This window comes from Paenibacillus sp. Leaf72, assembly GCF_001422685.1.
In the GTDB taxonomy this organism is placed as follows: Bacteria; Bacillota; Bacilli; order Paenibacillales; family Paenibacillaceae; genus Pristimantibacillus.
This window is the reverse complement of record NZ_LMLV01000001.1, coordinates 37,688-64,015: the sequence shown is the minus strand read 5'-3', so window position 1 is coordinate 64,015 and position 26,328 is coordinate 37,688. Positions and strand designations below refer to the sequence as shown.

The 26,328-nt window shown below is 50.8% G+C and carries 23 protein-coding genes; 18 read left to right on the top strand and 5 right to left on the bottom strand.

Annotation, left to right across the window (positions count from 1 at the left end):
• The first annotated feature begins 173 nt into the window (after window positions 1-173).
• From ASF12_RS00270 to ASF12_RS00260, 3 genes are all read left to right on the top strand, one after another.
• Entirely contained in the window at window positions 174-1,316 is a 1,143-nt protein-coding gene (locus tag ASF12_RS00270) for a winged helix DNA-binding domain-containing protein (RefSeq protein ID WP_056028192.1), read from the top strand.
• A 269-nt stretch (window positions 1,317-1,585) separates the two neighbouring features.
• Window positions 1,586-2,509: a sulfate adenylyltransferase subunit CysD gene (gene cysD / locus ASF12_RS00265; protein WP_268795390.1), complete on the top strand. Its 924-nt coding sequence runs from the start codon at window positions 1,586-1,588 to the stop codon at window positions 2,507-2,509.
• A gap of 1 nt (window position 2,510) precedes the next feature.
• Window positions 2,511-4,160 (top strand): GTP-binding protein, encoded by a 1,650-nt coding sequence (locus ASF12_RS00260; RefSeq protein WP_063892453.1) that lies wholly within the window; start codon window positions 2,511-2,513, stop codon window positions 4,158-4,160.
• A gap of 295 nt (window positions 4,161-4,455) precedes the next feature.
• Here the strand turns inward: ASF12_RS00260 and ASF12_RS00255 are convergent, their stop codons facing one another.
• Window positions 4,456-6,372 (bottom strand): glycosyl hydrolase family 18 protein, encoded by a 1,917-nt coding sequence (locus ASF12_RS00255; RefSeq protein ID WP_056028190.1) that lies wholly within the window; start codon window positions 6,370-6,372, stop codon window positions 4,456-4,458.
• Window positions 6,373-6,544: 172 nt separating this feature from the next.
• On the opposite strand from ASF12_RS00255, the gene ASF12_RS00250 reads away from it, so the two are divergent.
• The 9 genes from ASF12_RS00250 to ASF12_RS00210 all read left to right on the top strand — a co-directional run bounded on the left by ASF12_RS00250 (window position 6,545) and on the right by ASF12_RS00210 (window position 14,196).
• A complete protein-coding gene (locus ASF12_RS00250) occupies window positions 6,545-7,405 on the top strand; it encodes a methyltransferase domain-containing protein (RefSeq protein WP_056028187.1) in 861 nt (286 codons plus the stop codon).
• Window positions 7,398-8,717: an NAD(P)/FAD-dependent oxidoreductase gene (locus ASF12_RS00245; RefSeq protein ID WP_056028185.1), complete on the top strand. Its 1,320-nt coding sequence runs from the start codon at window positions 7,398-7,400 to the stop codon at window positions 8,715-8,717. Before ASF12_RS00250 ends, ASF12_RS00245 begins: the two co-directional genes overlap by 8 nt.
• A 49-nt stretch (window positions 8,718-8,766) precedes the next feature.
• Window positions 8,767-9,384, top strand: coding sequence for an SRPBCC family protein (locus ASF12_RS00240; protein ID WP_056028182.1), 618 nt, complete (start codon window positions 8,767-8,769; stop codon window positions 9,382-9,384).
• Window positions 9,377-10,612 carry a beta-ketoacyl-[acyl-carrier-protein] synthase family protein gene (locus ASF12_RS00235; RefSeq protein WP_056028179.1) on the top strand — a complete coding sequence of 412 codons (1,236 nt, stop codon included), beginning with the start codon at window positions 9,377-9,379 and terminating at the stop codon, window positions 10,610-10,612. The genes ASF12_RS00240 and ASF12_RS00235 overlap by 8 nt, the downstream gene beginning before the upstream one ends.
• Window positions 10,613-10,768: 156 nt before the next feature.
• Window positions 10,769-11,995 carry a M20 metallopeptidase family protein gene (locus ASF12_RS00230; protein WP_056028176.1) on the top strand — a complete coding sequence of 409 codons (1,227 nt, stop codon included), beginning with the start codon at window positions 10,769-10,771 and terminating at the stop codon, window positions 11,993-11,995.
• Between the two features lie 85 nt (window positions 11,996-12,080).
• A complete protein-coding gene (gene rpsN / locus ASF12_RS00225) occupies window positions 12,081-12,350 on the top strand; it encodes a 30S ribosomal protein S14 (protein ID WP_056028173.1) in 270 nt (89 codons plus the stop codon).
• Between the two features lie 54 nt (window positions 12,351-12,404).
• Window positions 12,405-12,737 carry a DUF3024 domain-containing protein gene (locus tag ASF12_RS00220; protein ID WP_056028169.1) on the top strand — a complete coding sequence of 111 codons (333 nt, stop codon included), beginning with the start codon at window positions 12,405-12,407 and terminating at the stop codon, window positions 12,735-12,737.
• Window positions 12,738-12,820: 83 nt separating this feature from the next.
• Window positions 12,821-13,633: an AAA family ATPase gene (locus ASF12_RS00215; RefSeq protein ID WP_056028166.1), complete on the top strand. Its 813-nt coding sequence runs from the start codon at window positions 12,821-12,823 to the stop codon at window positions 13,631-13,633.
• 71 nt (window positions 13,634-13,704) lie between these two features.
• A complete protein-coding gene (locus ASF12_RS00210) occupies window positions 13,705-14,196 on the top strand; it encodes a hypothetical protein (RefSeq protein ID WP_056028163.1) in 492 nt (163 codons plus the stop codon).
• A 119-nt stretch (window positions 14,197-14,315) separates the two neighbouring features.
• On the opposite strand, the gene msrA is transcribed toward ASF12_RS00210, so the two are convergent.
• On the bottom strand, window positions 14,316-14,831 hold the full coding sequence (msrA, locus tag ASF12_RS00205; protein ID WP_056028160.1) for a peptide-methionine (S)-S-oxide reductase MsrA: 516 nt from the start codon (window positions 14,829-14,831) through the stop codon (window positions 14,316-14,318).
• A gap of 109 nt (window positions 14,832-14,940) precedes the next feature.
• On the bottom strand, window positions 14,941-15,402 hold the full coding sequence (locus ASF12_RS00200) for a DUF523 domain-containing protein (RefSeq protein ID WP_056028157.1): 462 nt from the start codon (window positions 15,400-15,402) through the stop codon (window positions 14,941-14,943).
• A gap of 218 nt (window positions 15,403-15,620) precedes the next feature.
• On the opposite strand from ASF12_RS00200, the gene nikA reads away from it, so the two are divergent.
• The 4 genes from nikA to nikE are packed head-to-tail and all read left to right on the top strand — an operon-like array spanning window position 15,621 to window position 20,509.
• A complete protein-coding gene (gene nikA, locus ASF12_RS00195) occupies window positions 15,621-17,150 on the top strand; it encodes a nickel ABC transporter substrate-binding protein (RefSeq protein ID WP_056032577.1) in 1,530 nt (509 codons plus the stop codon).
• A complete protein-coding gene (gene nikB, locus ASF12_RS00190; protein ID WP_056028154.1) occupies window positions 17,147-18,085 on the top strand; it encodes a nickel ABC transporter permease in 939 nt (312 codons plus the stop codon). Before nikA ends, nikB begins: the two co-directional genes overlap by 4 nt.
• Window positions 18,082-18,885, top strand: coding sequence for a nickel transporter permease (gene nikC, locus ASF12_RS00185; protein WP_056028151.1), 804 nt, complete (start codon window positions 18,082-18,084; stop codon window positions 18,883-18,885). The genes nikB and nikC overlap by 4 nt, the downstream gene beginning before the upstream one ends.
• Window positions 18,886-18,898: 13 nt before the next feature.
• Window positions 18,899-20,509 (top strand): nickel ABC transporter ATP-binding protein NikE, encoded by a 1,611-nt coding sequence (nikE, locus tag ASF12_RS00180; RefSeq protein WP_056028148.1) that lies wholly within the window; start codon window positions 18,899-18,901, stop codon window positions 20,507-20,509.
• Here the strand turns inward: nikE and ASF12_RS00175 are convergent.
• On the bottom strand, window positions 20,466-21,356 hold the full coding sequence (locus ASF12_RS00175; protein ID WP_056028141.1) for a LysR family transcriptional regulator: 891 nt from the start codon (window positions 21,354-21,356) through the stop codon (window positions 20,466-20,468). The genes nikE and ASF12_RS00175 overlap by 44 nt on opposite strands.
• Before the next feature lie 118 nt (window positions 21,357-21,474).
• Between ASF12_RS00175 and ASF12_RS00170 the strand changes: the two genes are divergently transcribed.
• Window positions 21,475-22,701 (top strand): amidohydrolase, encoded by a 1,227-nt coding sequence (locus ASF12_RS00170; RefSeq protein WP_056028138.1) that lies wholly within the window; start codon window positions 21,475-21,477, stop codon window positions 22,699-22,701.
• Between the two features lie 151 nt (window positions 22,702-22,852).
• Here ASF12_RS00170 and ASF12_RS00165 read toward each other — a convergent pair whose 3' ends face one another.
• Window positions 22,853-24,619: an Imm51 family immunity protein gene (locus tag ASF12_RS00165; protein WP_056028135.1), complete on the bottom strand. Its 1,767-nt coding sequence runs from the start codon at window positions 24,617-24,619 to the stop codon at window positions 22,853-22,855.
• A gap of 179 nt (window positions 24,620-24,798) precedes the next feature.
• Between ASF12_RS00165 and ASF12_RS00160 the strand changes: the two genes are divergently transcribed.
• Complete coding sequence (locus ASF12_RS00160; protein WP_056028132.1) at window positions 24,799-26,271, top strand: protein adenylyltransferase SelO; 1,473 nt, start codon at window positions 24,799-24,801, stop codon at window positions 26,269-26,271.
• The last annotated feature ends 57 nt before the right edge of the window (window positions 26,272-26,328 follow it).

The following is a 26,328-nucleotide window of genomic DNA, read 5'->3' as shown; positions in this document are numbered from 1 at the left end:
CCTATGACGAATTATAACGGGTACTTGTTTCGAAAAATGCAGAAAATGTATCGAAATTGTAACATTTTTATCCGTAAAAGCATGAGCGTGTTTCAGTCAAGCTGAAACACCGTTCGTACCCTATGGTAAAATGGAAGCATTAATGTACGCATTATGTGCAAGAGGGGTGCCGGATGAATATAAACAGGATAGCAGGGCTTCGGCTGCAAAATCAAGGAATCGCATCAGCTGAAAGCAATTGGTCGCCTAAACAGGTAGTAGGGCAGCTCGGTGCAGTGCAGGCCCAGGATTATATGCAGGCCATGTGGGCGATTGGCCTGCGCTCGCCTGGGGCGACATTGTCCAAGGTGGAGCAGAGCATTAAGGACCGCGAGATGGTACTGACCTGGACGCAGCGCGGAACGATTCATTTTGTGCCAACAGAGGATGTATTATGGCGGTTGTCCCTTGCTGCTCCACGCTTGCTTCAGCAGTCAAGACGGCGGAGAGAGCAGCTGGAGTTAGATGATGCTACGCTTGCGCGCAGCGAAAGCTTGATTCGCAACAGGCTGCAAGGGGGAGTACAGGTTTCGCGCGGAGAACTGCTAGAGCAATTGGAGCGGGCGGGCATACGCACGGACAGCCAGCGGGGTTATCACATTTTATGGCATAGCGCCTATAAAGGGCTGATTTGCTTTGGACCGATAAGCGGCAAGCAGCAAACGTTCGTTTTGCTTGATGAATGGGTACCAGATGCGCAGCAATTGACGCGTGAACATGCGCTTGCCAAGCTCGCTTTGCGCTATTTTACCGCTCATGGCCCTGCTACCGTTCATGATTTTGCCTGGTGGTCAGGGATGACGCTTGGCGATGCAAGGGAAGGACTGGAAGCCATAAAAGGCCAGCTGGATAGGGAGCGAATCGACGGCAGCGACTATTGGATGGTAAAGCAGACAGATGGTGCTTGGACAGAGCAGGGGGAAAAGAGGCCTTCGAAGGAGGAGAAGCAGGAAGACAAAGCTTCTGCCGTTTATTTGCTGCCGGGCTTTGATGAATATATTTTAGGCTACAAGGAACGCAGCGCCGTGTTGAAGCCTGAAATTGCTCAGCGGATTGTTCCTGGCAATAATGGCGTTTTTCTGCCGATGGTTGTGGTTAATGGACAAGTCGTAGGCACTTGGAAACGAACCGTTAAGAAGAAGGGAGTCGATGTCGTCATTCATCCCTTCGAGCCTCTTGATGAATTTAAGGAGGGCATTGAACAGCGTGCAGAAGCTTATGCGAAATTCATGGAGCTGCCGCTGGGGAGGCTGGCGTTTGAGCAGGTGGTTAAGTAAGGTGCAAAAAAATTACGTCTTCAAAGCGAGCGAGAGCTTTCAATAATTCGCGGCAAATCATAGCTTGATGCACATCATCCCTACATTTTTTCTAAAATGGAATTATCCAATCCAATTGTGTGTAGTTCCATTGTGCTTTTTGATGAAAACGGATGGATTAAAAAAATAAAAGAATTCACTTTATTCCACTTTGCATAAAAGTGAAAATCTGATACGATATATATTATAGTCTATAGATTTAGTAAGGATTAAAGGGAGGCACTTTTTTCATGGACAAATTGATGCTTGATTCCATAGATGCAATGACACATCTGGATCAACTCGAGGCTGAGGCGATTTATATTATTCGAGAAGTAGCGGCGGAAAGTGAAAATCCCGTGATGCTGTACTCGATCGGTAAGGATAGCTCCGTGATGCTGCATTTGGCGCTGAAAGCATTTTATCCGGAGAAGCCGCCGTTTCCTTTCATGCATATTGATACAACGTGGAAATTCAAAGAGATGATTGAATTCCGCGACCGCAAGGCGAAAGAATTCGGAATCAACATGCTTGTTCACTCCAATCAGGAAGGGATTGAGCAAGGGATCAACCCCTTCGATCATGGCTCCGCCTATACGGATATTATGAAAACCCAAGCCCTGAAGCAGGGCCTAGACAAATACGGATTTACAGCTGCTTTTGGCGGTGGAAGACGTGATGAGGAAAAGTCACGTGCGAAGGAGCGGATTTTCTCATTCCGTAATAAAAATCATGCCTGGGATCCGAAAAACCAGCGGCCGGAAATGTGGAAGCTTTTCAACACAAGAATTAATAAGGGTGAAAGCATCCGCGTATTCCCGATTTCCAACTGGACAGAAAAAGATATTTGGCAATACATTCGCAGAGAGAACATTGATATTGTTCCGCTCTATTTAGCGAAAGAAAGGCCTGTCGTTAATCGCGATGGACAGATCATCATGGCGGATGATGAGCGGATGAAGCTCGAGCCGGGTGAGAAGATTGAAATGATGAAGATGAGATTTCGCACATTAGGCTGCTATCCGCTGACTGGCGGCGCCCAGTCAGATGCGGACACGCTGGATGCTATTATTGAAGAAACACTTGGTGCGGTATCATCCGAACGGACAACAAGGGTGATCGACCAGGAAGAAGCGGGAAGCATGGAAAGACGTAAACGGGAGGGCTATTTCTAAGATGAAGAGTCTGCTTAAATTTATTACTTGTGGCAGTGTGGATGACGGCAAATCCACATTGATTGGACATATGCTTTATGAGGCTAAGCTTTTGTTCGCCGACCAGGAGAGAGCATTGGAGCTGGACAGCAGGCTGGGCAGCCGCGGCGGCAAAATTGACTACTCCTTGCTTCTTGACGGGCTGATAGCCGAACGTGAGCAAGGGATTACGATTGATGTCGCTTATCGGTATTTTACGACGGATCACCGTTCGTTCATAGTAGCGGACACGCCGGGGCACGAAGAATATACACGCAACATGGCCGTAGGCGCATCTTTTGCGGATCTTGCCATTATTCTGGTGGACGCAACGAAAGGGATTATTACTCAAACGAAGCGCCATACCCGGATTTGCGCCCTCATGGGGATTAAGCATCTGGTGTTGGCGGTAAACAAAATGGATTTGGTGGATTTTGATACGAAGATTTTTGATGAAATCAAAGAAGACTTCTCTCGCATCTCCGCTGAATTCCAGTTTGAAAGCATTCAGGTGATCCCTGTTTCTGCAACAGAAGGGGATAACATTACGAAGAAATCGCCGAATACGCCTTGGTACAAGGGTCTTCCTTTGCTACCCTATTTGGAGGGTGTTGATGTTCATTCGAATGATGTCGTGTTGCCGTTTATGATGCCCATTCAGCGGGTATGCAGGCCAGACCACACATTCCGCGGATTCCAAGGTCAGATTGAAGCCGGCAGCATCGCAGTTGGCGATGAACTGACAACTCTGCCTAGCCGTGAGAAGGCGAAGGTTAAACGAATCTTTGTAACAGACCAAGACAGAAATTCGGCTCATGCCGGACAACCTGTCACAATTCAATTAGATCGGGAAGTCGACGTTTCACGAGGTTGTGTATTTACGAAGGACAATCAGCTCCAAGAGGCCGACAGCTTTAGCGCCACGATTCTTTGGATGGATGATTCTGTCCTGACGCCGGGAAAAAATGCTCTGGTGAAGGTAGGTACAAAGGTTCTTCCTGGTACTGTGACGGCGATTAATTACAAAATTGATATTAATACAGGCAATACAGTTACAGCCGATCATGTGGTTAAGAATGAAGTGGCTAAATGTGAAATTTCATTATCGGATGGTATTGTTTTTGATGCGTTTGAAAAAAATAAAAGCATCGGTGGATTTATTCTCATCGATCGTGTAACGAATATGACATCCGCTTGCGGCGTCATTGACGAAGCTCTTCAAAGCTCTGATAGTGCGGGCCAGATCGATACGGAAATCACAAGAGATGTTCGTGCCCAGCAAAAAGGACAGCAGCCATTAACGCTTTGGCTTCCTGGATCAGTTTCGGGCAACTTGGCTCTTGCGAAGGGAATCGAGAAACGGTTGGTAGCGAGAGGCTATCATACGATGCTAATCGATAACAGCTTAGGAGAATCTGTGCGGCAAATCGCGGGTTATGCGACATTGCTAAATGATGCGGGACTTATTGCATTGGTACTGGCCGGTTCTGCGAACGACAACGATCAAGCCATTGCGCAAGAAATAATCGGCCAAGCCTTTTTGCCAATCGATGTTGCTGTAAACAGCTCTTCGATCGAGGAAGCGGCCAATGATGCCGTAAAACGTGTTGTGAAGGCTCTCATTCAAGTATAGTTTCTTGTTGAATTCGGTCAGGATATCAAGAGAAGCCTAGAACGGTTAATATAAAACCGTACTCGAGAAGCCGCCCTCCAACTAATTGGAGGGCGGCTTCTCCTGCTTATGTATATAAGATGTTATAGGATTCTCATGTAGAGGTAGTATGTGATGAGTAGTATAGTATGATAGGCCAGCAGCTTCAAGGATTTAAGTGTAGCCAAACTAATACAGTTTTCATAAAAAAAGGTCAAGCCAAGGGACTATTAGCCCGTAGCTTGACCTTTCTCAATAATTAAGTAAAAAAAACAAATTATTTCAAACGCAGCATCATCGTCCACAAATCGGCGCTTTCGTAGCCAAGGCGCCACGCTGCAACACCTGCGAGATCATATTTTTTCGCCATATTGATGCGGGCTTGCACGGTTGAAGCGGTCTCTGCCCAGAATACGTAGGTGAAACCATCTTTTACATACGTGTATTTCGTTTGACCGGATGCTACATCCGGCGTAGCTACAGCGTTCGTATCTTTAATGAGCTGCGGCACTTCCTTCATATAAATCGCACGATTACTGATGAGGGCACCCGAGTTGTCCAGCTTCCACTCGCGAACGTAGAAAGGAATGCCGAGCATCAGCTTTTTGCGGGGAATGCCGTAATCAAGAAACTGCTTTACACCTTCTTCAGCCCACGCCAAGCTGGATACGGAGCCCGCTTCCGGACCTGTGCTCCAGTGCTCGTCATAAGCCATAATAATAATCGTATCGACAATGCCTGCCAGTGCAGTGTGGTCATACGCCGTCGCCTGATTCCAGCTGGCGCTGCCGCGCGGCAGGTCGATCGATACTTTCATGCCTTTGGCATGAACAGCTTTCGTCAGCGCTTTGACAAAAGCGGTATAGCTTGCCCGGTCTGTCCCAGCTACCTCTTCAAAATCAATATTGAGTCCATAGACGCGAAGGGCCGCAAGCTTGGTGACAAGGCTGTTAATGAAAGCAGACTGAGCTGCCGAATTGGCAAGAAAGGCACTCGTCATCTTTTTATCAAACTGGTTGTGCAGGAGCGGCATGACGAGAATGCCCTGCGCCTTCAAGGTACTGGCCGTCGCCGCATCGGACATATCGTTCAGCTTGCCACTCGCATCGCCTAGCTCGAACCAAGTCGGTGAATCAATATCGAGCCCTTGTGTCCCCGCAACATGCCCCAAAATCGTCTGGCTGTTCGAAGAGCCATTCCAGCCCATATAAATCAGCTTTGTGACATTGCTCCATAATACTCGTCCATCCGCGTTACGAACGGTGGCGTTCGCGTAGCTTTTGGCGAGTGTGACGGCGGATTCTTTGGTGTGTACGCTTTTAATGATTTTATCGTTTTGATAAACGGATAAATAAGGCTTGTTGGTCCACCAGACGACGTTATTGTATACGACATCGGCGCCTGCATATTTTTTGGCAAAGGGTATCGCGGCTTCCATACTAATAAAAGCTTTTACGGTTTTGCCGTTTTGCTGTACTTCATAGCTGCGTACATTTGAGAAAACGACCTTGCCTTTCGCAGTATTGGTTACTTCACTGCCCTCTTGCTTAGCTGCTGCTTGAACAGCGTCATAGAGGTAAGCGTATGTTTTGGTGCCGGAAATTTGCCCGCCATCCTTCGTGATCGTGTACACGGCTTTGCCTGCACGCTGCTCTTTCTTTTGCGCCGCCGTCACATTGTCCCATACCCACTCATTCGTGGAACGTTTAATAATATGGGCATTGCCCCAATTGGCAGCTTCCTTCTTAGCGGCTGCAAGAGTAGCAAAGCCCCAGCTGTTTTTCGTATTTTCGCCCTGATAGAGCTGGAATTTGGCATAAGATTCGTACACCCAGCCCGGCTGCTGCAAATCTCGAATATGTACTTGACCTAGCTGCTTCGCTGCGGCCTGTGCTTGCTCGTAGGTGCGATATTCCCATTTGGGATTGGAGGCGCCGCCTTGATATACCTTATACCTCGGGAAATTGTCCCATACCCACACCCGGCCCGCTATTTGCTCGACATGGCTGTAGGCAAAGCTCTGGGCATAGGCAATCGCCTGCTTCTCGGTTGCAAACTCCTTGAGCGACGCATCGTTCTGATACACCCGGTACTTCGTCGCGGAGCTCGCGGCCATGCTGCTTCCCGCAGCAAAAGCCTGGCTCAGCATAAGCAGCACCAGCAAAGCGGTCAGCTTTCTCATTTTGAATTTCATAATCGTTCTATCACTCTCCTCTAGTTTCTCTACTCTATTAGACGCAACGGGAGGCTGGAGGTTGCGAAGACAGCTGCCTTATTCCATCAGGTAAAAAAATGAAATAAATATGGGTGGATAAAAAAGGTGGAAAACAATAACAATAAGGACAGCAAAGCAGGAGGTGGCAGTTATGAAGCGGCTGTATGCGAAGGAAAAGCTCGACGAGGAAGAGGTGGAACTGGAGGAGCTGGAGAGGAGTCTCTCCGAGGTATGGCAGGTCAATCGTTATTTGGGCGGCAATCCGGTGCTGTTCAAGCATCTGGAGCGGCTGCTCAGACAAACGGCTATCGCGCGGCGGGCACAGGAGCTGGAGTTGAAATTTGGGCAAGGGGCGGGGCTAGAGCAAAGAGCAGTACTGGAGCAAAGAACAGGACTAGAGCAAGGAGCAGCGCAGAATTCGCAAGGAAAACAGAGGGGATGGACCGGGTCAGGGCCTGGTTCTGTGCAAGTCGATAGGGTGAAAATAAAGCTGCTCGATGTGGCGACAGGGCTAGCGGATATTCCGATGGCTTTAGAGAAATGGTGCAGCAAGCGCGGTATGGCAGTCGAAATTGTCGGCGTCGATATCCATCCTAAAATGGTGGAGCTTGCGGGGAAACGCACCGCTCATCAAAAGGCCATTCAGGTACTGCAAGCGGATGGTACGGCTTTGCCATTTGAGGATAACAGCTTTGACATCGTGTTTAGCAATTTGGCGCTGCATCATTTGGATGATGGGGAAGCGAGCCGCATGCTGGGGGAAATCGATCGGGTCGCGCGGGTCGGATGGGTCGTCACCGATTTGGAGCGGCACCGGCTGGCGCTGCTGTCCGCACGAATGCTTGCGAAGTTCATCTGGCGCAGCCCGGTGACGAAGCATGATGGGCCAATGTCCGTCCAGCGCTCCTATACAGCGCGCGAAGCGAAGGAGCTGCTGGCACAGGCAGGTGTTCCCGCTGCTGTCGTGCATCGGCATTTTCCATTTCGCTTGGCGCTAGTATGCCATGCATGACGTTATCATTGTCGGTGCGGGGCCAGCCGGCAGCGTACTGGCAGCACTGCTAGCTGCCTCGGGTGTAAAGGTGCTGCTGCTGGAGCGAGAATCGCTCCCGCGGCGCAAACCCTGCGGCGAGTCGCTGAATCCAGGCGCAGTCGCCGCGCTTGCGCGCGTGCTGCCTGCCGGCAAATTCGCAGCGATCCGCAGCAGCATGGAGCATTCGCTCATTCATGGCTGGCGGCTGACAAGCGGAAAGGCAGAGCTGCTGGCGGCTTTTCCCGCAGGCCAATTCGGAATGGCCTGCGCCCGCGAAAAGCTGGATTATGCGCTTGCGCTGCATGCTTGCGAGGCCGGTGCGCAGGTCATTGAACAAATGCGGGTGCAGCGCCTGATTTGGGAGAAGGGCCGAGTGGCTGGCGTCGTCGCATATTCCGCAGTGGGGACCGCAGCGGAATTTCGGGCGCGCCTCGTCATTGGCGCGGATGGCATTCGCTCGGCAGTGGCCCGCTGCGCGGGGCTGAGCAGCTTCGGCCCGCTGCGCAAAACAGCGTTCACAGCGCGGGTGAGCGGTGTGCGGGAGCTGCAGCCGCGCGTCGAGCTGTTCACCGGGCGAGGCATCGTTGTCGGGCTGGCACCGATTGGCGGCGGTGAAGCCAATATGACGCTGGCGCAGCTGTCAGGGAGCGGGAGTGCGGCAGCTTTAGCCGCAGACTTGAAAGAAAGCGGTGCTGTTAAGAAAGTAGCTGGTCATATGGATACGAATAAAGATACAGATACGGAAATTGCGATGCTTGAAGCCGCATCGTTCAAAGTCAATGCAAGGGGAAAAGCTCCTGCTTATGCTGAAGCGGGTAACAGGGCTGCACCTGTTGCGAGCAAGGAGAGGCGCAGCGCGTGGCTGCTGGGAAAAGCGAGAGAGCTGCCCGAGCTTGCGGAGCGTTTGCAGGGGGCGGCTTGCACAGGCGAGGTGCTCGCTTGTGGGCCGTTTGACCGCCGGGTGCGGGCAACGCAGCAAGGAGGGCTGCTGCTCATAGGCGATGCTGCAGGTTATTACGATCCGCTGACAGGCCAAGGCATTTACCGCGCGCTTAGCAGTGCTGAGCTTGCTGCGCCGCTGCTGCTGCAAGCGCTGGAGAGCGGCAGCGATGCGCCGCTCGTTCATTATGCAGCGATTCAGCAAAGCCGCTTCGCTCCAGCTATTCGGCTGCAGAAGCTGATCGAATGGACGAGCAGGCATGAGCTGCTGTGGCACTCCGCTTTGCGCGGACTTGGCTCGCTGCCAGCCGCCCGCAGCCGCCTTGTAGCAGTGATTGGCGATTGCTTGTAAAGATAGGGTTGCTTGTAAATTGATGTACATACAAGGAGGACTGAAATACATGCATACCTACAATGAGGTAACGATGCGCTGTGAGCCGTTGACCGCGTTCCACTATGCACGGAAAATCGAAAATTGGCCGCAACTGCTTCCACATTATCGCCAGATCCAGTTCCGCTATGGCGGCAGCGAGCGGGGTGGGCTCGTCAAAATGGCTGCCGTTCGGCCGTTCAAACGGTTTCAGTGGCCGGTATGGTGGGAAAGTGAAATGGTTATCAGCGAGGAAGAACTGATGGTTGGCTACCGCCATGTGCGCGGTGTGACGAAAGGCATGGAGGTGGAATGGCGCATTGTACCGGCTGGCGAGAAGGTTTCCGTATCGATCGTGCATCGCTGGAATGCTCCTCCATGGAGCCGCAGGCTTTTCGCCAGTTTTATCGGCAATTGGTTCGTTTATGCCATTGCGGAGAGAACGCTGCAAGGCTTGAAGCAGCAGGCCGAGCTCGAAGCCGCGCTGGATGCCAAGAAACAAGCCGTACAAGAAGAACACCCTGATTCCCAGCAATGGACGGATCTGCAATGGGAGGCACTGAGAGAGCAGGTAGCTGAGCAGTTTGCAAACGAAGCAGCAGAGCAAGCCATTTTTCAACAAAGAGAGGCAGGTGGGCGCAATGGCTAATGCGATTAAAGCGGTCATAACGGGAATAGGCTGTGTAACGCCGATTGGCGCAGGCGTGGAGCAGCTATGGGAAGGTCTAGTTCGGGGGAAAAGCGCAGTGAGGGAAATTGAGCGTTTTGTACCGGAAGGGCTGCGCAGCCGAATAGCTGCACAAATTCCAGATTTTCAAGCGGAGCATTATATGGATAAAAAGCGTGCGCATCGCATGGACCGCTATTCGCAGCTTGCCGTTGCCAGCGGCGCTCTGGCGCTGCGCGACGCTGGTCTGAATCCCGCCGATCTCGATGCGGATCGGGCGGGCGTATTTATGGGCAGCGCACTGGGCGGTATTGCCTATGCGGAAGAGCAGTGCAGCCGCTACCATAATGGCGGCTTCCGGGCCGTATCGCCGACGCTCGGATTTTCCGTCTTCGGCGGCGCTGCCTCGTGCAATCTTGCCATGGAATTTGGCATGACGGGCTTAAATGAGACGAACGCGATGTCCTGCGCGTCCGGTGCCGTCGCCATTGGCCGGGCGCTGCAAGCAATCCGGCGCGGCGAAGCGGACGTCATTATGGCGGGCGGTTCGGAAGCCCCGCTTGCACCGCTCTCCTTCGGCGCCTTCGACATGTTGCGGGCGATGTCTACTCGCAATGAATCTCCGGATATGGCAAGCCGGCCATTCGACCGCAATCGCGACGGCTTCGTCATGGGCGAGGGCAGCGCCGTGCTCGTCATTGAAGCCGAGCATCATGCAAGGGCGCGAGGCGCGAAAATATATGGCGAGCTAGCAGGCTTCGGGCTGACTAACGATGCGCATCATATGAGCGCACCGCTGCCTTGCGGCACGCAGGCAGCACGGGCCTTGCGCCAGGCGCTGACGAGCGCGGATATGGCGCCGGAGGACATTAACTATGTCAATGCCCACGGCTCTTCGACGCTGCTCAATGATGTGACGGAATCGCGGGTCATACGCCAAGTGTTTGGCAATCATCCGGTAGCCGTCAGCGGCACGAAAGGCTTGTACGGTCATCCGCTTGGAGCGTCAGGCGCTATTGAGGCGGCCATTACGCTGCTAGCACTGCGCAATGGCTGGCTGCCGCCAACTACGAATTTGGACGAGCCCGACCCAGAGGCGCAGCTAGATTTGGTCGTCAAAAATCCTCGTGCGGTGAAGTCCGCTGCTGCGGTGTCCAACTCCTACGGCTTTGGCGGAGTCAACGCCGTGCTTGCTTTTCGCCAGTATTAAAATGTACCGGGCATTGACTTATGGCTAGGGCATACCTATTATTGAAAATAGAGTTGACCGTACAAGCGGAAACATCCTTTTACAAGGGATGTTTCCGCTTTTTTGCGTATGTCGATCTAGGATAAAAAAAGATTTCTATATAAGGAGGCCATTATTATGAATGCACAAGCTGCTCTTGCCTATGTAGACACGTTGCGGGAGGAATTGATCGCACTGCGCAGAGATTTTCACAAGCATCCCGAGGTATTATTCGAGGTGGACCGAACAGCAGAGAAGGTAGCGGATTATTTATCGGAATGGGGCTTGCAGGTTCAACGGCATGTCGGAAAGCATTTTGGCAAAGGCGTTGTAGGTATTCTCACCAGCGATAAGCCGGGACCGACGATCGTACTGCGAGCAGATATGGACGCCTTGGCGATCACGGAGGAAAATACGTTTGCCTATCGTTCAACAAGCGAAGGGGCTATGCATGCCTGTGGGCATGATGCCCATATGACGATGCTGCTCGGAGCAGCGAAGGCGCTCAGTCGGCACAGAGACATATGGTCCGGAACGATTAAGTTTGTGTTTCAGCCTGCGGAGGAAAGTGCGCTTCCTAGCCCAATAGATGGGCGGATGATTAGCGGAGGCCGAGATATGATTGAGGCTGGGGTGCTGGAAGGTGTTGACCTATGCTTTGCCATGCATGTATGGCCCGAGCTGCCTACGGGTGTTGTTGGCATTCATCGCAAGGAGGCTATGGCGGCATCCTCGCATTTCCATATCGCTTTTCAAGGATTGAACGGTCATCATAGTACGCCGCATTTGGCTGTAGATGCGCTGTCGATGGCGGTGCAATTCGTTTCTGATGTTAAATTTGCGCTTGCAGTGGAAACGGATCCATGGGAGACGAAGGTGTTCGCATTCGGTACGTTGCACGCTGGTACTGCGATTAATGCCATTGCGGGGGAAAGCAAGCTGAGCGGGACGTATCGCGTTTTTCACCCAGATCTGACTGCACAAATACATCAGTTGCTGGAAAAGAGAGCAGATGCCGTAGCCAGTACATATGGCGGCACCTATACGTCGCAATATCGGCTAGGAACGCCGCTGCTTAATGATGCAGAAGCCGTTCAACTGACTGTTCGGGCTGGGCGAATCGCCTTGGGTGACGATAAGGTTGTTATTTTGGACAAGCCTAGCCTTGCTGGGGAGGATTTTGCGCTGTATGTACACGAGGTGCCGGGAGCATTCGCGTTTATTGGCATAGCCAACCCGACAGCCAAAACGGTGTATCCGGTGCATCATCCCTTATTCGATATAGATGAAGAGGTGCTGACGGAAGGGGCAAAGCTGTTCGTGCAATGGGTGCAGCAGGCGGGGGAGGAGTATGTGAGCCAATAAGGCTTTCATACCCCCTTTCCAAAACCTAGCCCATGCGTTATAATAAATCGTAAAGTTTACGAATAAACAAAAGGAGACGACAAGAATGGCTAAAAAATCAAAAGTAGTTAGGGAAAGAAAAAGACAGGGGACGGTTGCGCGTTATGCCGAGCTTCGCAGGCAGCTCAAGGACAACAAGGATTATATCGGACTGAGCAAGCTTCCGCGCGACGCATCGCCAACCCGGCTGCATCACCGCTGCGAGCTGACGGGCAGGCCGCATGGCTACTTGCGTAAATTTAAAGTGTCGCGTATCGCATTTCGCGAGCTTGCCTACAAAGGGCAAATTCCCGGCATCAAGAAAGCAAGCTGGTAACGTAGGTAAGCCAATATAAAAGGAAATGAAAATTTGTTCGAAAGGGGGGAGGGCATGGACCCATTTACGACCCGCAGGCTGGAAAAAATACTGAACGGCTACATTAGCCGCAAAATCCCCCCGAATGTGCGTTCAGCTGTTCGTTTAACCTATGAGTGGGAGGGTAATCGGCTTACTTTGACCGAGGAGCTTCCGGATTTTGAAAATCGGATATGGACAGGAGCACCTATCGTCCAGTTCCAATGGAAGCAAAGCCAGTGGCATGTGTATGCCACTGACGGCAATGGCGGCTGGAGGCCAGCATCCGCGATTGCACCGCATCCTCATTTCGAGCAGCAGCTGGAGCAGGTTGAAATCGATCAGGAGGGCATCTTCTGGATTTCTTAAACGCAAGGCCACCATTTAGCGCAATGGCCCGACCGCTATGTCGGGCTTTTCGTGTGTAACATGAAACGAAGGAGCTTCCCAATATGAGCAAAAATCAGGGCAATCACCGCCTGCCAAGAGCCAAGGGAACGGATATGGCTAGCTTTTACAGCCCGAAGGATTGTGCGAAAAAGGTGAAACGCATCGTGCTGCCGCCGATGAATCGGCAAATCGTAGAAGAGTTTTTCACGATTATGGGCATGAAGGAGAAGTTTGAGGAGCATGATGTGCCGATTCCGAACAAAGTTGTCATGTACGGGCCGCCAGGCACGGGCAAAACTTTGACTGCTTTCTACATCGCGCAGCGGCTGGATGTTCCGCTTATTTTGGTCAGGCTCGATGCGATTATCCACAGCCATCTAGGAGAGACGGCGAGCAATGTCCGCAAAATATTCGATTACGCCAAAGCGACGCCCTGCGTCTTATTTCTCGATGAGTTCGATGCGATAGCGAGGACGCGTGAAAACAATGATGAAGTGAAGGAAATGGCGCGCGTCGTTAATACGCTGCTGCAATGCTTGGACGAATTTGATTGCGAAAGTGTTTTTATTGCGGCAACCAATTTGGAGGAGGAGCTGGACAATGCGATATGGCGGCGCTTCGATACGAAAATGCATTACGGCATGCCGGATGATCGCAGTAGGTACGAATATATATCGTTGTTAATTGGAGACTTTGAACAGCAGGAGCCTATTTATGATACGGCCGCCAGTCTGCTTGCTGGGTGCAGCTTTGCGGATATGGAGCAAATCGTGCTTAAGGCAAAGCGTAAAGCGATTATTGAGGGCAGCTCGCTGCTCCAGTCTCATATACAAGAGGCCTTGACCGAATATAAGCCGAAAATCATCGCGGTGTAACGTAAGCTTTTTTGAGTAATGATAAGGGCAGACTCGGCGTATGCCAAATGTATCGAGGAAGGTGAGAAAGCATGTCGCAGAAGACAATTCTAGACTGCGAAGCGGAAAAGGTAATAAGCATGCATACCGCACAGCGCTGGCAGCAGCGTGAGCGGGAGCTGCACAGCTGGCTGGAGCGTGAAAAAATAACGAAGCGGTCAAAGCAAACGCTGCTGCTGGGGCATGTCGCGATCGATGCGGAGCTGCTTCCTGCGCTCACGCTGCTCAAAGAGCAGGGCATACCGACGGAGTTTTCATGCGCTGGCGTTAGTGCGCTGGATGAGCCGGAGGATCATTCTTTGTACGCATATATTACATTTCCGGCTTGTGAGCAGACGGAGTGTTTCATTCAGCTGGCGATGCAGCGGATGAAGCATCGTCTGCTCGTAACGTTCGAGCCGGCTCGGAACCGCTATGACCTGTCCTCTTTTTATATTGGACATAACCGGTCTTTTTGCCTGCTGATGCTGCGCTGTGCCCAAGCTGTCGCTGTAGCTAATAAGCAGCAGCGGGCAAATGGCTAGCAAGGAGAGAACTCCATTGCAGTCTAACGTATGGTCTACGAAAGCAAGCCTGTAAATCCAAACACCCCGCCAGCAATTTCCTGACGAGGTGTTTGATGTTCATGCCACTATTACAAGCTTTATTTCCACTTTTGCTCAATAAACTCGTCGCGGCCTGATTGTGCGCGATCCTCTTTGTAATGCTTCGGATTTTTCTTGTGGAAATTTTGATGATACTCCTCCGCCACATAAAACGTATCCGCCGCCCGAATTTCCGTTACGATCGGTTTGTCGAAGCGTCCGCTGCTCTCCAGTTCCTGCTTGGAAGCGAGCGCCAAAGCCTGCTGCTCTTCATTATGATAAAAAATCGCCGTGCGATACTGGCTGCCGCGATCTTGAAATTGTCCGCCTTCATCTGTCGGATCAATTTGCGGCCAATATAACTCAAGCAGACGCTCATAAGGAAACAGCTGCGGATCGAAGGCAATTTGCACAACCTCGGCATGTCCTGTTTCGCCTGTTTTCACCTGCTCATAAGTCGGATTCTCCTGATGACCGCCCATATAGCCAGAAATAATACTATGAATGCCTGGCAGCTCCTCGAAAGGGGTAACCATACACCAAAAACAGCCGCCCGCGAATGTTGCATATTGCATAACATACTCCTCCTTGACGCTTATAAAAACTTGATAGGCTAAACGTTAGCCTGTCTGCATTAAAAATTCAATTGTGATCAGCCTTTGCAAAAGGCAATGGCGTTCATGTTCAAGGGAGCGTCAGAGTCTGCAGCCCATCTTCAGAAACGACCTTGATGCCATGCTGGCGGAGCAGCGCTGATGTCACGCCATTTCCAGCTTTCTTTTCACCCGAAAATTGTCCATTGTAAATCATTGTACTGCAGCAGGAGGGACTGTTCTCTTTAAGCACAACTACTGTGGCTTCTAATTCAAGCGCTTGGTGAAGCGTTTCATATGCACCTTTTATATAGAGGTCCGTCACGTCCGTACCTGATTTGTCGATGACAGAGGCTGTGCCAGCTAACACATCCTCCCCATTCCCGCCTACAATTTCTGCTGATTCCCGAGGGGTGGAGAAGCCCCCAAGCAGCTCTGGACATACCGCTATCGCTTGCTCATCATCCAGCAGCTTGCGAACGGTTTCGTCTAAACAATCCGTCCCGTTATATCTCACCTTCATGCCTGCGAGGCAGGAGCTTACGAGGATCATGGAACGCCGCCTTTCTGTTTTGCATAGTTTAAAATCTCTAAATTTGAGCATAGCACAGCATGTTTGTGCTGTAAATGAACGATGGCTTGGCTTATTATTGTCACATTTTCCGGGCTTCAATAGCTCGATCGGGCTATTACCATTCATAGCTTCTTAAGGTACGATGAGGCAGGTAATCTTGTATCATTTGAAAATATGGAGGTTAGCTTACATTGCCTATGCGAAAAATCATCCCCTTATTTCTTCTCATTAGCTTGCTGCTGCTCGCGGCAGCCTGTTCGAACGGGTCAAGCACGAACGGAGAACAAGCCAAGCCGCCCGAGAAGGAGCTGACCTTCCTTTTTAACTTTGCGAGCCAAACGATAGACCCCCATCTGGATTATACCCCGCTCCGAGCAGGTGTCGTGGAAACGCTGGTCAAGCTGGGCGAAGACCTCCAAATCCAGCCTTGGCTGGCGGAGGAGTGGAGCACCTCGGATGGGCAGCATTGGACGTTTAAAATCCGGGAAAAGGTTACGTTCCAAAATGGCAAGGCGCTCGATGCAAATGCCGTCAAGCTATCACTAGAACGGGCGATGGAGCAAAATCCGGGCGTGAAGCAGGTTTTGAAAATCAAGCAAATGGAGGCGAGCGGACAAAGCCTGCAAATTACGACGGAGCAGCCGTTTCCTCAGTTTCCGTCAGAGCTAGTACATCCGAATACAGCGATTATTGACGTATCTGCACCAGATCCGGATAAAAAGCCAATCGGAACCGGTCCGTTTCAAGTGGCCGCGTTCACTTCGGGCAGCTCGCTAAAGCTGGATCGCTACGATGAATATTGGGACGGTGCAGCAAAGCTCAGCCATGCGACCTTCAGCTTTAATGAAGATGCCAATGCCCGCTTGTCAGCGCTTATGGCTGGGGATGCAGATATTGTGTACCGGCCGCCAGTAGAAAGCATCGAAACGATGAAAAGCGACGCCAGCCTGCATTTGGATTCAGTCGTCAGTTTGCGGACGCATGAGCTTATTTTCAATACGAACCATGCGGATTTTCAAAACAGCTACGTTCGCAAAGCTTTCGATGCGCTCGTCAATCGCGATGAACTCAAGGACGCCATTATGGGCGGCCAAGCGACGGTCGCCAGCGGTCCTTTTTTGCCACAATTTCCGTTCGTGCCCGCCTATGACCCGAAGGAAAGCGGAGTGGACGCTGCTCGCAAATGGTTTAAGCAAGCAGGCTATGAGGTCGAGCAGGGCAAGGTGACCAAGGGGGGCCAGCCGCTTTCACTCAAGCTGGTAACGTACGCTTCCCGTGCGGAATTTCCATTGCTGGCGCAAGTGCTGCAATCGCAAGCGAAGGAGCTAGGCATTGCCATTACGATCGCACAAGTCGATAAATATGAGGATTATTTGCTCGAGAAGGACGATTGGGATTTGGGCACCTACAGTCCGTTAATTGCGCCGCGCGGGGATGCGAGTTATTTTCTAAATGTAGCCTTTAAGCCGGAGGGCTCGCTGAATTTCGGTAAAATCAACGACCAAGATCTGAGCGCTTGGATTGAGGAACTGGATCAAACGGTGGGCGTGAATGAGCGCAATGCTTTAATCAAACAGGCGCTTACCCGTATTGATGAAGAAACGTACTATTCCTACCTTGTACATCCGAATACGCTCGTTGTGTACCGGGATAAGGTGAAAAACTGGGTAACGAGTAAAAGCGAATATTATATGCTGACGAACCAATTGGATGTGGAAGGGAAATGAGCATCGTTTGGAAAAGGGGTGTAGAGCTTGTCCTGTTTATTTTGCTGCTCTCCTTCGTCAGCTTCGTGTTCGTCAAGCTTGCTCCGGGAGATGCCGTTAAGCAAATGCTTCGCTCAGATGACGTTGCCATCACAAGCTCAGAAATCAAGCAACAGAGGGAAGAGCTGGGACTAAACGAGCCAGTATTGGTTCAGTATGGCAACTGGCTTGCCGGGCTGGCACAACTCGATTTGGGAAAGTCGTACATGACGAATCGGCCCGTAAGCGAGGAACTGCTTCGTAAAATGCCAGCAACGCTGCTGCTTGCCGGGAGCTCGCTGCTCATTTTATTGCTCATTGCGGTGCCGCTGGGCGCTTTGTCGGCCCTTTATCCCAACCGATTCATTGACCGCGCAAGCCGTCTCCTTGCTGTAATGGGTACTTCTAGCCCTAGCTTTTGGCTAGGGCTTCTTTTAATAGAAGGGCTATCCGTAAGGTCGGGCTTATTGCCGTCCATGGGAACGGGGACGCCCTGGCATCTTGTGCTGCCTTCGCTGACGCTCGGTCTGACGATGTCAGCCGTTTATGTCCGCTTGATTCGTTCCAGTCTTATGGACAGCTTAACGCAGGATTTTATAAGGGGAGCACGGTCGCGCGGCATTGGCAGCAGAAAAATTTTGCTCCGCCATGCTTTTCGCCATGCGCTTACGCCCGTTGTGACGATGTTCGGTGTCAGCATAGGCAGCTTGCTTGGCGGCACGGTTGTCATTGAGGTGCTGTTTGCTTATCCGGGCATGGGCAAATTCATTGTGGATGCCATTCAGAGCAGAGATTATCCGGTCATTCAAGGTTATATGGTCGTGATGGGAATTACCGTGACGCTTATTCATTTGCTGGTAGATTTGGTGAATCATGCTCTAAACCCGGAAATGCGTTTGAAAGGGGAGAGCCGATGAAAAAGGTAAGCCTTGCAGGATATATGGCCCTGCTGTTCTTTACTGTGCTTGTTTTCTCGGTGTTCCTCGTTCCGCATGATCCGTATGCAGTGAATCTTCATGATCGCTTGCTGCCGCCGAGCGCACAGTATTGGCTCGGAACAGATGGACTGGGCAGAGATCTGTTTTCGCGCCTGCTCATTGGAGGGCGGAATACGATCGGCGCGAGTCTGATCGTGCTTGTGGCAGCGCTGAGTATCGGTATTCCTGTTGGTCTGCTGTCGGGATATGCGGGCGGCTTCGTGGATCGCCTATTTATGCGGGTGTCGGATTCCTTCCTCGCCTTCCCGGATTTCATGATTGCCATTGTGTTAAGCGGCCTGCTAGGGCCGGATATATACAATCTAATCATTGCCATTGCGGCGGTCAAATGGATCGCTTACTCGCGCATCGTGCGCAATAGTGTTAGGTCTGAAAAACATAAGGATTATATAGCGATTGCCCGCTTGAACGGACTAAGCCCGCTCCATATCGTGATCAAGCATTTGCTGCCGCAAACGTTCAGTAACGTCATCGTCATTGCTTCGCTGGATGTGGGCAAAGTCATTTTGATGATTGCGTCTTTTTCCTACATTGGACTTGGCGTTCAGCCGCCATCACCAGAATGGGGAGCGATGCTGAATGAAGGCCGCGCCTATTTTCACCAGGCCCCTTATTTAATGCTAGCACCGGGACTTGCCATTATGCTCGTTGTCCTACTGTCCAATGCGTGGGGTGACCGGATACGTGATCGGCTGGATGTGAAACGTAGCAGAGAGTAAAGGAGAACAAGCAATGAGCATATTGAAAATAACAGGACTTAGCTTAAACGCAGGGCAGCAGCAGCTTGTTCATGACCTTCATCTATCTATTGAAAAGCAGCAATGGCTTGCTTTAATTGGTGAAAGCGGCAGCGGAAAAACGCTGACCGGCCTCGCGATTGGCGGCTTGCTGCCTCATGCTGTGCGCGTGACGAAAGGGCAGATTTTGTTCGAGGGGCAATCTCTTTCAGAGCTTCCAGCCCAACAACTAAGCAGCTTGCGGGGCAAGGAGATTGCTTATATTTTTCAAGACTATGCGGGCATGTTCAGTCCCTTTATTCGACTCGGGAAGCAGCTGGATGAGACGCTGCAAGCGCATAGCCGCTTAGGCCGCAAGGAGCGGAAAGTGCAAATATTGTCCAGCTTAGGCGAGGTGCGTCTGCCGGCAGAGCGCGTATATAACAGCTATCCCTTTGAGCTGAGTGGCGGACAATTGCAGCGGGTCTCCATCGCAGCAGCGCTGCTGCTTAAGCCAAAGCTGCTTATTGCCGATGAACCAACGACTGCGCTGGATTATGCAACGGGAGAGGAAATACTCCGTTTGCTCATGGAGATGAAGGAACGAATCGGCTGCGCTATTCTGTTTATTACACATGACTTAAAGCATGTCAGGCGTTATGCGGATGAAGTGACTGTTATGCGCGAGGGCTGTATGCTGGAATCGGGTAATGTGCGGGCAGTGCTGGAAGCGCCAACCCATCCCTATACGAAGCAGCTTCTTGCGGCTGAGCCCAGCTCATGGTCATCACCAACCGTAAAGTCTGAACGAGAACTGATGCTACAGTTACAGCCAGTAGACGCCCAGCAAACGATGCGGGAGCAGGGGGGAAGTCTAGAGGCCAGCAGAGCGAATAGCTTGCTCGTCGCCCAAAATCTAGTCAAAACATACCCGAAAGGCAAAGGCATGAAGGTGCTGGATCAAGTATCTTTTACGCTGAAAGCAGGGGAATGTTTAGGGCTGGTCGGTGAGAGCGGCAGTGGTAAAAGCACATTGGCTAGATGCTTGATGCTTATGGAGCCGCTTGACCAAGGCCAGCTCCTATTCCAGCAAATGCCGCTGCATAACCGGAAAGCTGCTGCGAGGTCGTTCATAAGCGGACGTATTCAAGCGGTATTTCAAAATCCAGCAGCTAGTTTGAACCCGAGGCTGATGATTGTGGATTCGTTAATGGAGCCGCTCGATATATTCAAGGACAAAGCACCTGCATTTTTAGGTGATAGCCGATATAAACGGGATGAAGCGGCTGCTCTGTTGCTTGATAGGGTTGGACTTCCAGCTAGCGTCATGCGGCAATATCCCCATGAGCTGAGCGGAGGCCAGAAGCAGCGGGTATGCATAGCCAGGGCGATCAGCATTGCGCCTGACTTTATTATTTTGGATGAGCCGACCGCAAGCCTGGATATGATTATCCAAGCCCAGATTTTAAAGCTACTGCAGAGGTTGCAGCAGCAGCTTGGTTTTGCCTGCTTGTTTATTTCGCATGATTTGGCAGCCGTACAGCTTATGTGCAGCCGTATTATGGTGCTGGAGCATGGGAAAATCACAATCGAAGATGAACGATTTCCTGCTTCATTAATTCAATAAAGCGTTGTGCCGCTTTGGTCAAATAACGGTCTTTTAGCCAGATGAGTCCGGTGGCAAAATGCAGTTCACTGTCTGATATGGCAAACGATTGAATGTTATAGCCTTGATGCAGCTCAAGAACGGACTGCGGCACAATGGTTGCTCCATCCCCGTAGGCTACCCACTTCAACAATAGGGAAATATCGGAGCATTCTCCTATTACATTGGCATGCAAGCCGCGTTCGGTAAATTGCTGAATAATGCTTTTATATAGGCCAAGCCCTTCCGCACTAGGTAAAATAAGCGGATAACGCTGAATATCACGGTAGGAGCATTTGTCTGCGGGGTGCAGGACATTGCTCGCGGTCACGAAATAAAAGGGCTCCGAAGGAAGCTCCAGCACTTCGAATTCAACTAGCTCCAGCGGAAGCCGCACGATTCCAAGCTCAATGGAACGTTCCTTGAGCAGCCGAACAATTTGGGCCGATTCATTTTGCTGGATTTTATAAGTGATAAGCGGGTAAGCTTCTTTAAACTCGTGCAGCACCTGTGGCAAAATGACGGATGACAGCGTATTAATACCCAGCATTAATTTGCCCCGCGTGCCGCTGCCAATTTCCTTCACCTCCAGCTTGGTCTCTTCGAGCGCTTTTGTTAAAAATATGGCGCGTTTATATAACGCTTCTCCAGCGTCAGTAAGCTCCAGCCATTTCCCGCTTCTTACAAAAAGCTGTACCCCGAGCTCTTCCTCCAGCCCTTTCAGCTGTTGGCCAAGCGGAGGCTGTGTCATATGCAGCCTTTCAGCGGCCGCTGTAATTTGTTTCTCTTCTGCGATCGCGATGAAATAACGAAGCTGGCGAATATCCATTCGGTTAATCCTTCCCATTCCAAACGAAAAAAGTATGGAAAACGAATTTTTTAAATATTTTTAGTATAGTGAATGCTATGTTACCATAGTTTTAATTGGATAGGAAAGCGGGGCTGACATGGTGAATACATCTTATTGGTTAACCAATGCAAGGCTGGAGCAAGGGTATGAGTTTGAGGCTGGCCAGATAGCAGGCACTAAGACACGCAGCTGCCATTTGCGGATAGAAGACGGAACCATTGCTGAAATTTTGGAGGATGGAGTGGAGCTAATCAGCCCTCTGCCGAAATATGATGCAAAAGGATTATTGCTGCTGCCCTCGTTTGAAGAAGGTCATATTCATTTAGACAAAACCTATTTTGGCGGCCCATGGAAAGCGGTTAAGCCTGTAGCGAGTATTTTCGAACGGATAGAGGAAGAAAAGGTTTTATTACCCAAGCTGCTGCCGACGGCTAAGCTGCAAGCGGAGCGTATTTTGTCATTGATTCAACGATTTGGCGCCACGCATGTGCGCAGCCATTGCAATATTGAACCCGTCAGTGGACTCAAGCGATTAGAAGCTACGAAGCAAGCTTTGGAGACGTTTTCTGGTAAAATTTCGGCCGAAATTGTAGCTTTTCCCCAGCATGGCCTGCTTCGCTCTGATTCGGTTGCGCTCGTGAAACAATCGCTGGCTGAAGGCGCTACCCATGTAGGTGGGGTAGATCCGTATACAGTAGATGGCGATATCGAAAAATCGCTGCAAACGATCATTGAATTGGCTGTTTATCATGGTGCGGGCATCGATATTCATTTGCATGATGGACACGAAGCTGGTCGGCAAACTTTGAACCGCCTAGCGGAGCTGGCTGAAGAAGCGGATCTGCACGGAAAAGTAACCGTAAGTCATGCCTTTTGGTTTGCAGGCGCTGAGCCGCAGGAGACAAAAGAAATGGCTGGGCGGATGGCTCAGCTTGGCATGTCCATCGCTTCCACGGTACCGATTGGGAAAATGAATATGCCGCTACCAATGCTGAGCCGTCAAGGCGTAAAGGTGAAGCTGGTAACCGATAGTCTCACGGATCACTGGTCGCCATTTGGGAGCGGGGATTTGCTGGATAAGGCAGGACGATTCGCAGAATTGTATGGTTGCCAAGAGGAAGCCTCCTTGTCCCAGACTCTTGCCTTAATTACAGGCGGAATTACACCGCTCAATGCTCAAGGCGAGCAGGTTTGGCCTAAGGTTGGCGATGCCGCCAGTTTTGTATTGCTTCACGCAAGCTGCTCGGCGGAGGCTATTACCCGAAAAGCGCAGCGGCAGGCCGTGTGGTATAAAGGAAATTTGGTGAGCGGAGCTATATTATAATTCTCGCAAAACGAACTAAATAAACTTAACAAGCTAGGAAAAATGCCCGAAGGCTTCTTTATAGGAGCGCATCGGGCATTTTTGGATTACCGATTATGAAACAAAAGGGAGTTAGCAACGCTTAATAATAAAGGCAAGTCGTTACATAAAATTAATCCAGCTCGGCGCGAGTAAATAGATCGCTGATTAAATCATGATCCTCGCAAGCTGCTTTGAAGGCCAATGCAAAACTCACCATGGCTTCCCGATTGCTGGCGTACACGCAGAACATATCTGCCTCTGAGTCGAAGTGGATATGCTCGGCAAGCTCAGGCATTTTTTCCTCCAAAAATACAGCGGCGAGCGAGCTCCAGTCATAGCCGCTGCCTTCAAAACCTTCATCCACCCTCGTATCAAACAGTTCCTGTTTGTAGGTACCGGCATTTAGAATAACAGACCATGATTTATTATCGTGGTCAATAAAGATAAAAGGCTGCAATTGTGCTGTAATCCCGTCAGACTCTGTATGAAGCACTGCTTTATTGTTAGGAACTGCATAGTCGTTTAACTGCTCAAGCACCTGCTCGATAGCTTCATCCGTCATGGCGAGTGTACGATCCATTACGATGATTTTTCCCAGCTTGATGCGATCATCGAGCCAGTCCGTAATAAAGGCTGGCGCATAGCCGCCTGTGCTAAACTCGCCTTCGCCGAATGCGATCAACTTATCATAGTCGTCAATATATTTTTTCCGTGCAGGATTCGGATAAGTTTTCGTATAGAGCCAAAATTGCAAATCATACATCAAGGTAGACAGCTCGTCAGCCTGAAAGACGAAATACCCTTTCTCCTCGGTAATCTGGGTGCAAATCGACCGGATTTTTCCTTCCAGATTATCCGTTTCCGTCACAGCAGCACAAAGCTCAGTCAATAAAGGGGAAAATGCGCCTTCAGCCACCTTCACCAGATCCGCTTCCTTCTCCTCAGCAGATCTATCGAACACGTCATCGTGAACGAGCCCTATAATAAATTGCTCAAAGCTGCATGCCAAATAAGTAATGTTATATTCGTCCTCTTGATCAACGTGAACGACGGCAGGTTCGCCTTCTGGCCCGCAGAAGCGGTAATCCAGCATAATGACGTCATGGCCTGCGGATGGACAGTCGCAAATGACGATCCCAAGGTCTGGATAGCCCCATTCTTCGATCATGAACCGGCTCCCTAAATCTCCGCCAAGCGTGTAGGATTTATTGCGTCCAATGCCCATAATGCCCGTAATCGCGACATGATCCTCTGACCAGGAGGTCGGCTCCTCCGATCGGAAACGGCAATTGACGGGAACCCCGCCGTTTTGGCTGTTCATGAGAGCAATGTAGGAGGCTGGCAGTTTGTAGCCAAGCTCCTGCTCAATGGATGAGATCAGCTCAGTGGTTGGAGGGGGCAGCACATAAGACTTGCGGGCGTAATCGCTGTCCTCCCAAAAGCTTTGTAAATCGAACGAGGCAAAGGGCGCGTCATTCCCGGTGCCGCGATTTTGCCCGACCGCTGTGCTTTCCTCTACATAGCGCTTATGCTGGAGCACCATTTTTTCAGCGAGCGGCTTGGTCCACTCCAAAAACTCCAAGGTTGGTTCCGATTGGGGGTCCAAGCGGCTGGACAGGTCAAAAGCTTGTAAGGCATCCACATAACGCGCTAGAAAATAATAAGCATAGCCTTGGCGAAAATGCCATAAAGGGTCGTTTTTGCCTGGCTCGGCGATTAAGGAAAGCTGCTGTAGTGCCTCACGGTAACGATCTGTATTGTTAAGGGCGCGGGCAAGCTGGATGATGACCTCATAATCTCTGTCGGTTTCAGGGATTTGCTGCAATCGATCAACGATGCTCTCGAATGCTTCTTCGTCATGCCAAAGGTTGATTTGTGCCAGAAGCTGCTGGTCCATAAGTATGCTTCACTCCTCATTATGAAATGCTCATATCTTTTATGATATATTGTTAATTATATCCTGAGACGAAGGCGGCTGGCTAATTCATAAGCGGCTAAGCGGGAATGCAGGATGTAGTTTCAAGATGTAGTATAATGAAGAAGCATGCAAATTGATGAAAAAGTAGGCGATCGAATATGAGCGAGAAGCAAGCCAATATATATATCGGATGGAACTTTGACAACAGCTATGCAAGGTTGCCAGACGGATTGTTTACAGCAACAAACCCAACCCCAGTGCGCTCACCGGAGCTGATTGTATGCAATGAAGCGTTAGCTGCATCACTAGGGTTAAATGCTGAGGGGCTGCAAAATGATGAAGGTGTCGCCATGCTTGCAGGCAACCAAATTCCCGAAGGTGCTTTGCCGCTTGCTGAGGCTTATGCAGGGCATCAATTTGGACATTTTAACCGCTTGGGTGACGGACGGGCTTTGCTGCTGGGCGAACAAATATCACCCTCAGGCGAGCGAGTCGACATTCAGTTAAAAGGCGCAGGCCGCACGCCCTATTCTCGCGGTGGAGATGGCCGTGCGGGGGTTGGGCCGATGCTGCGTGAATACATCATTAGCGAAGCCATGCATGGGCTAGGTATTCCCACTACCCGCAGCTTGGCGGTCGTGAAAACGGGCGAGCCTGTTTACCGAGAGGATACGCAGCAGGGTGCTATTTTAACCCGCGTAGCGGCGAGCCATATCCGTGTCGGAACGTTTCAATTTGCTGCGCAATGGGGAACAGCAGAGGAGCTGCGAGCACTGGCGGATTACACCGTGCAAAGACATTTTCCGCATATTGCTGGGGATGACAATTGCTATCTCTCCTTGCTGCAGGAAGTAATTAAGCGTCAGGCATCGCTGATTGCCAAATGGCAGCTCGTCGGTTTTATTCATGGCGTCATGAATACGGACAACATGGCGCTTAGTGGCGAAACGATTGATTATGGCCCATGTGCTTTTATGGATGCTTTTAATCTGGCGACAGTGTTCAGCTCCATCGATAGTCAGGGGCGTTATGCCTATGGAAATCAGCCTTACATCGCGGTCTGGAATTTGGCAAGATTAGCTGAATCGCTATTGTCGCTGCTGCATGATGATGAGGAGCAGGCGCTAAAGCTTGCCGAGCAAGCTTTAGCTGATTTTACAGACCAATACCATCGTCATTGGCTTGCAGGCATGCGTGGAAAGCTGGGTATTTTCAATGAGGAGGAGCAGGACGACGAGCTGATGAAAGACCTGCTCACTTTGATGGAGAAGCATGGCGCGGATTATACGAATACATTTGTGGCGTTAACGTTTAACAAGCCGGATGACTCGGCTCTGTTTAGCAGCACCGAATATACAGAGTGGCATGAGCGCTGGCAGAATAGGCTGGGCAGGCAGGAGCAGTCCGTAGAGGAAGCGGATCAGCTCATGCGCAGCAGCAATCCTGCCGTAATTCCCCGCAATCATCGGGTAGAAGAGGCGCTGGAAGCAGCGGTAAAAGGCGATTACAGTGTAATGGAGCGGCTGCTTGAGGTGCTAGCTGATCCGTATGCACATTCTCCAAAGCAGGCTGAATATGCGACATTGCCTGAGCCTTCAGGCCGTGCTTACCGCACTTATTGCGGAACGTAAATACACGAATATGGACATCGCTTCCATAATCCTGCATAATACACTCAGGGAACGACA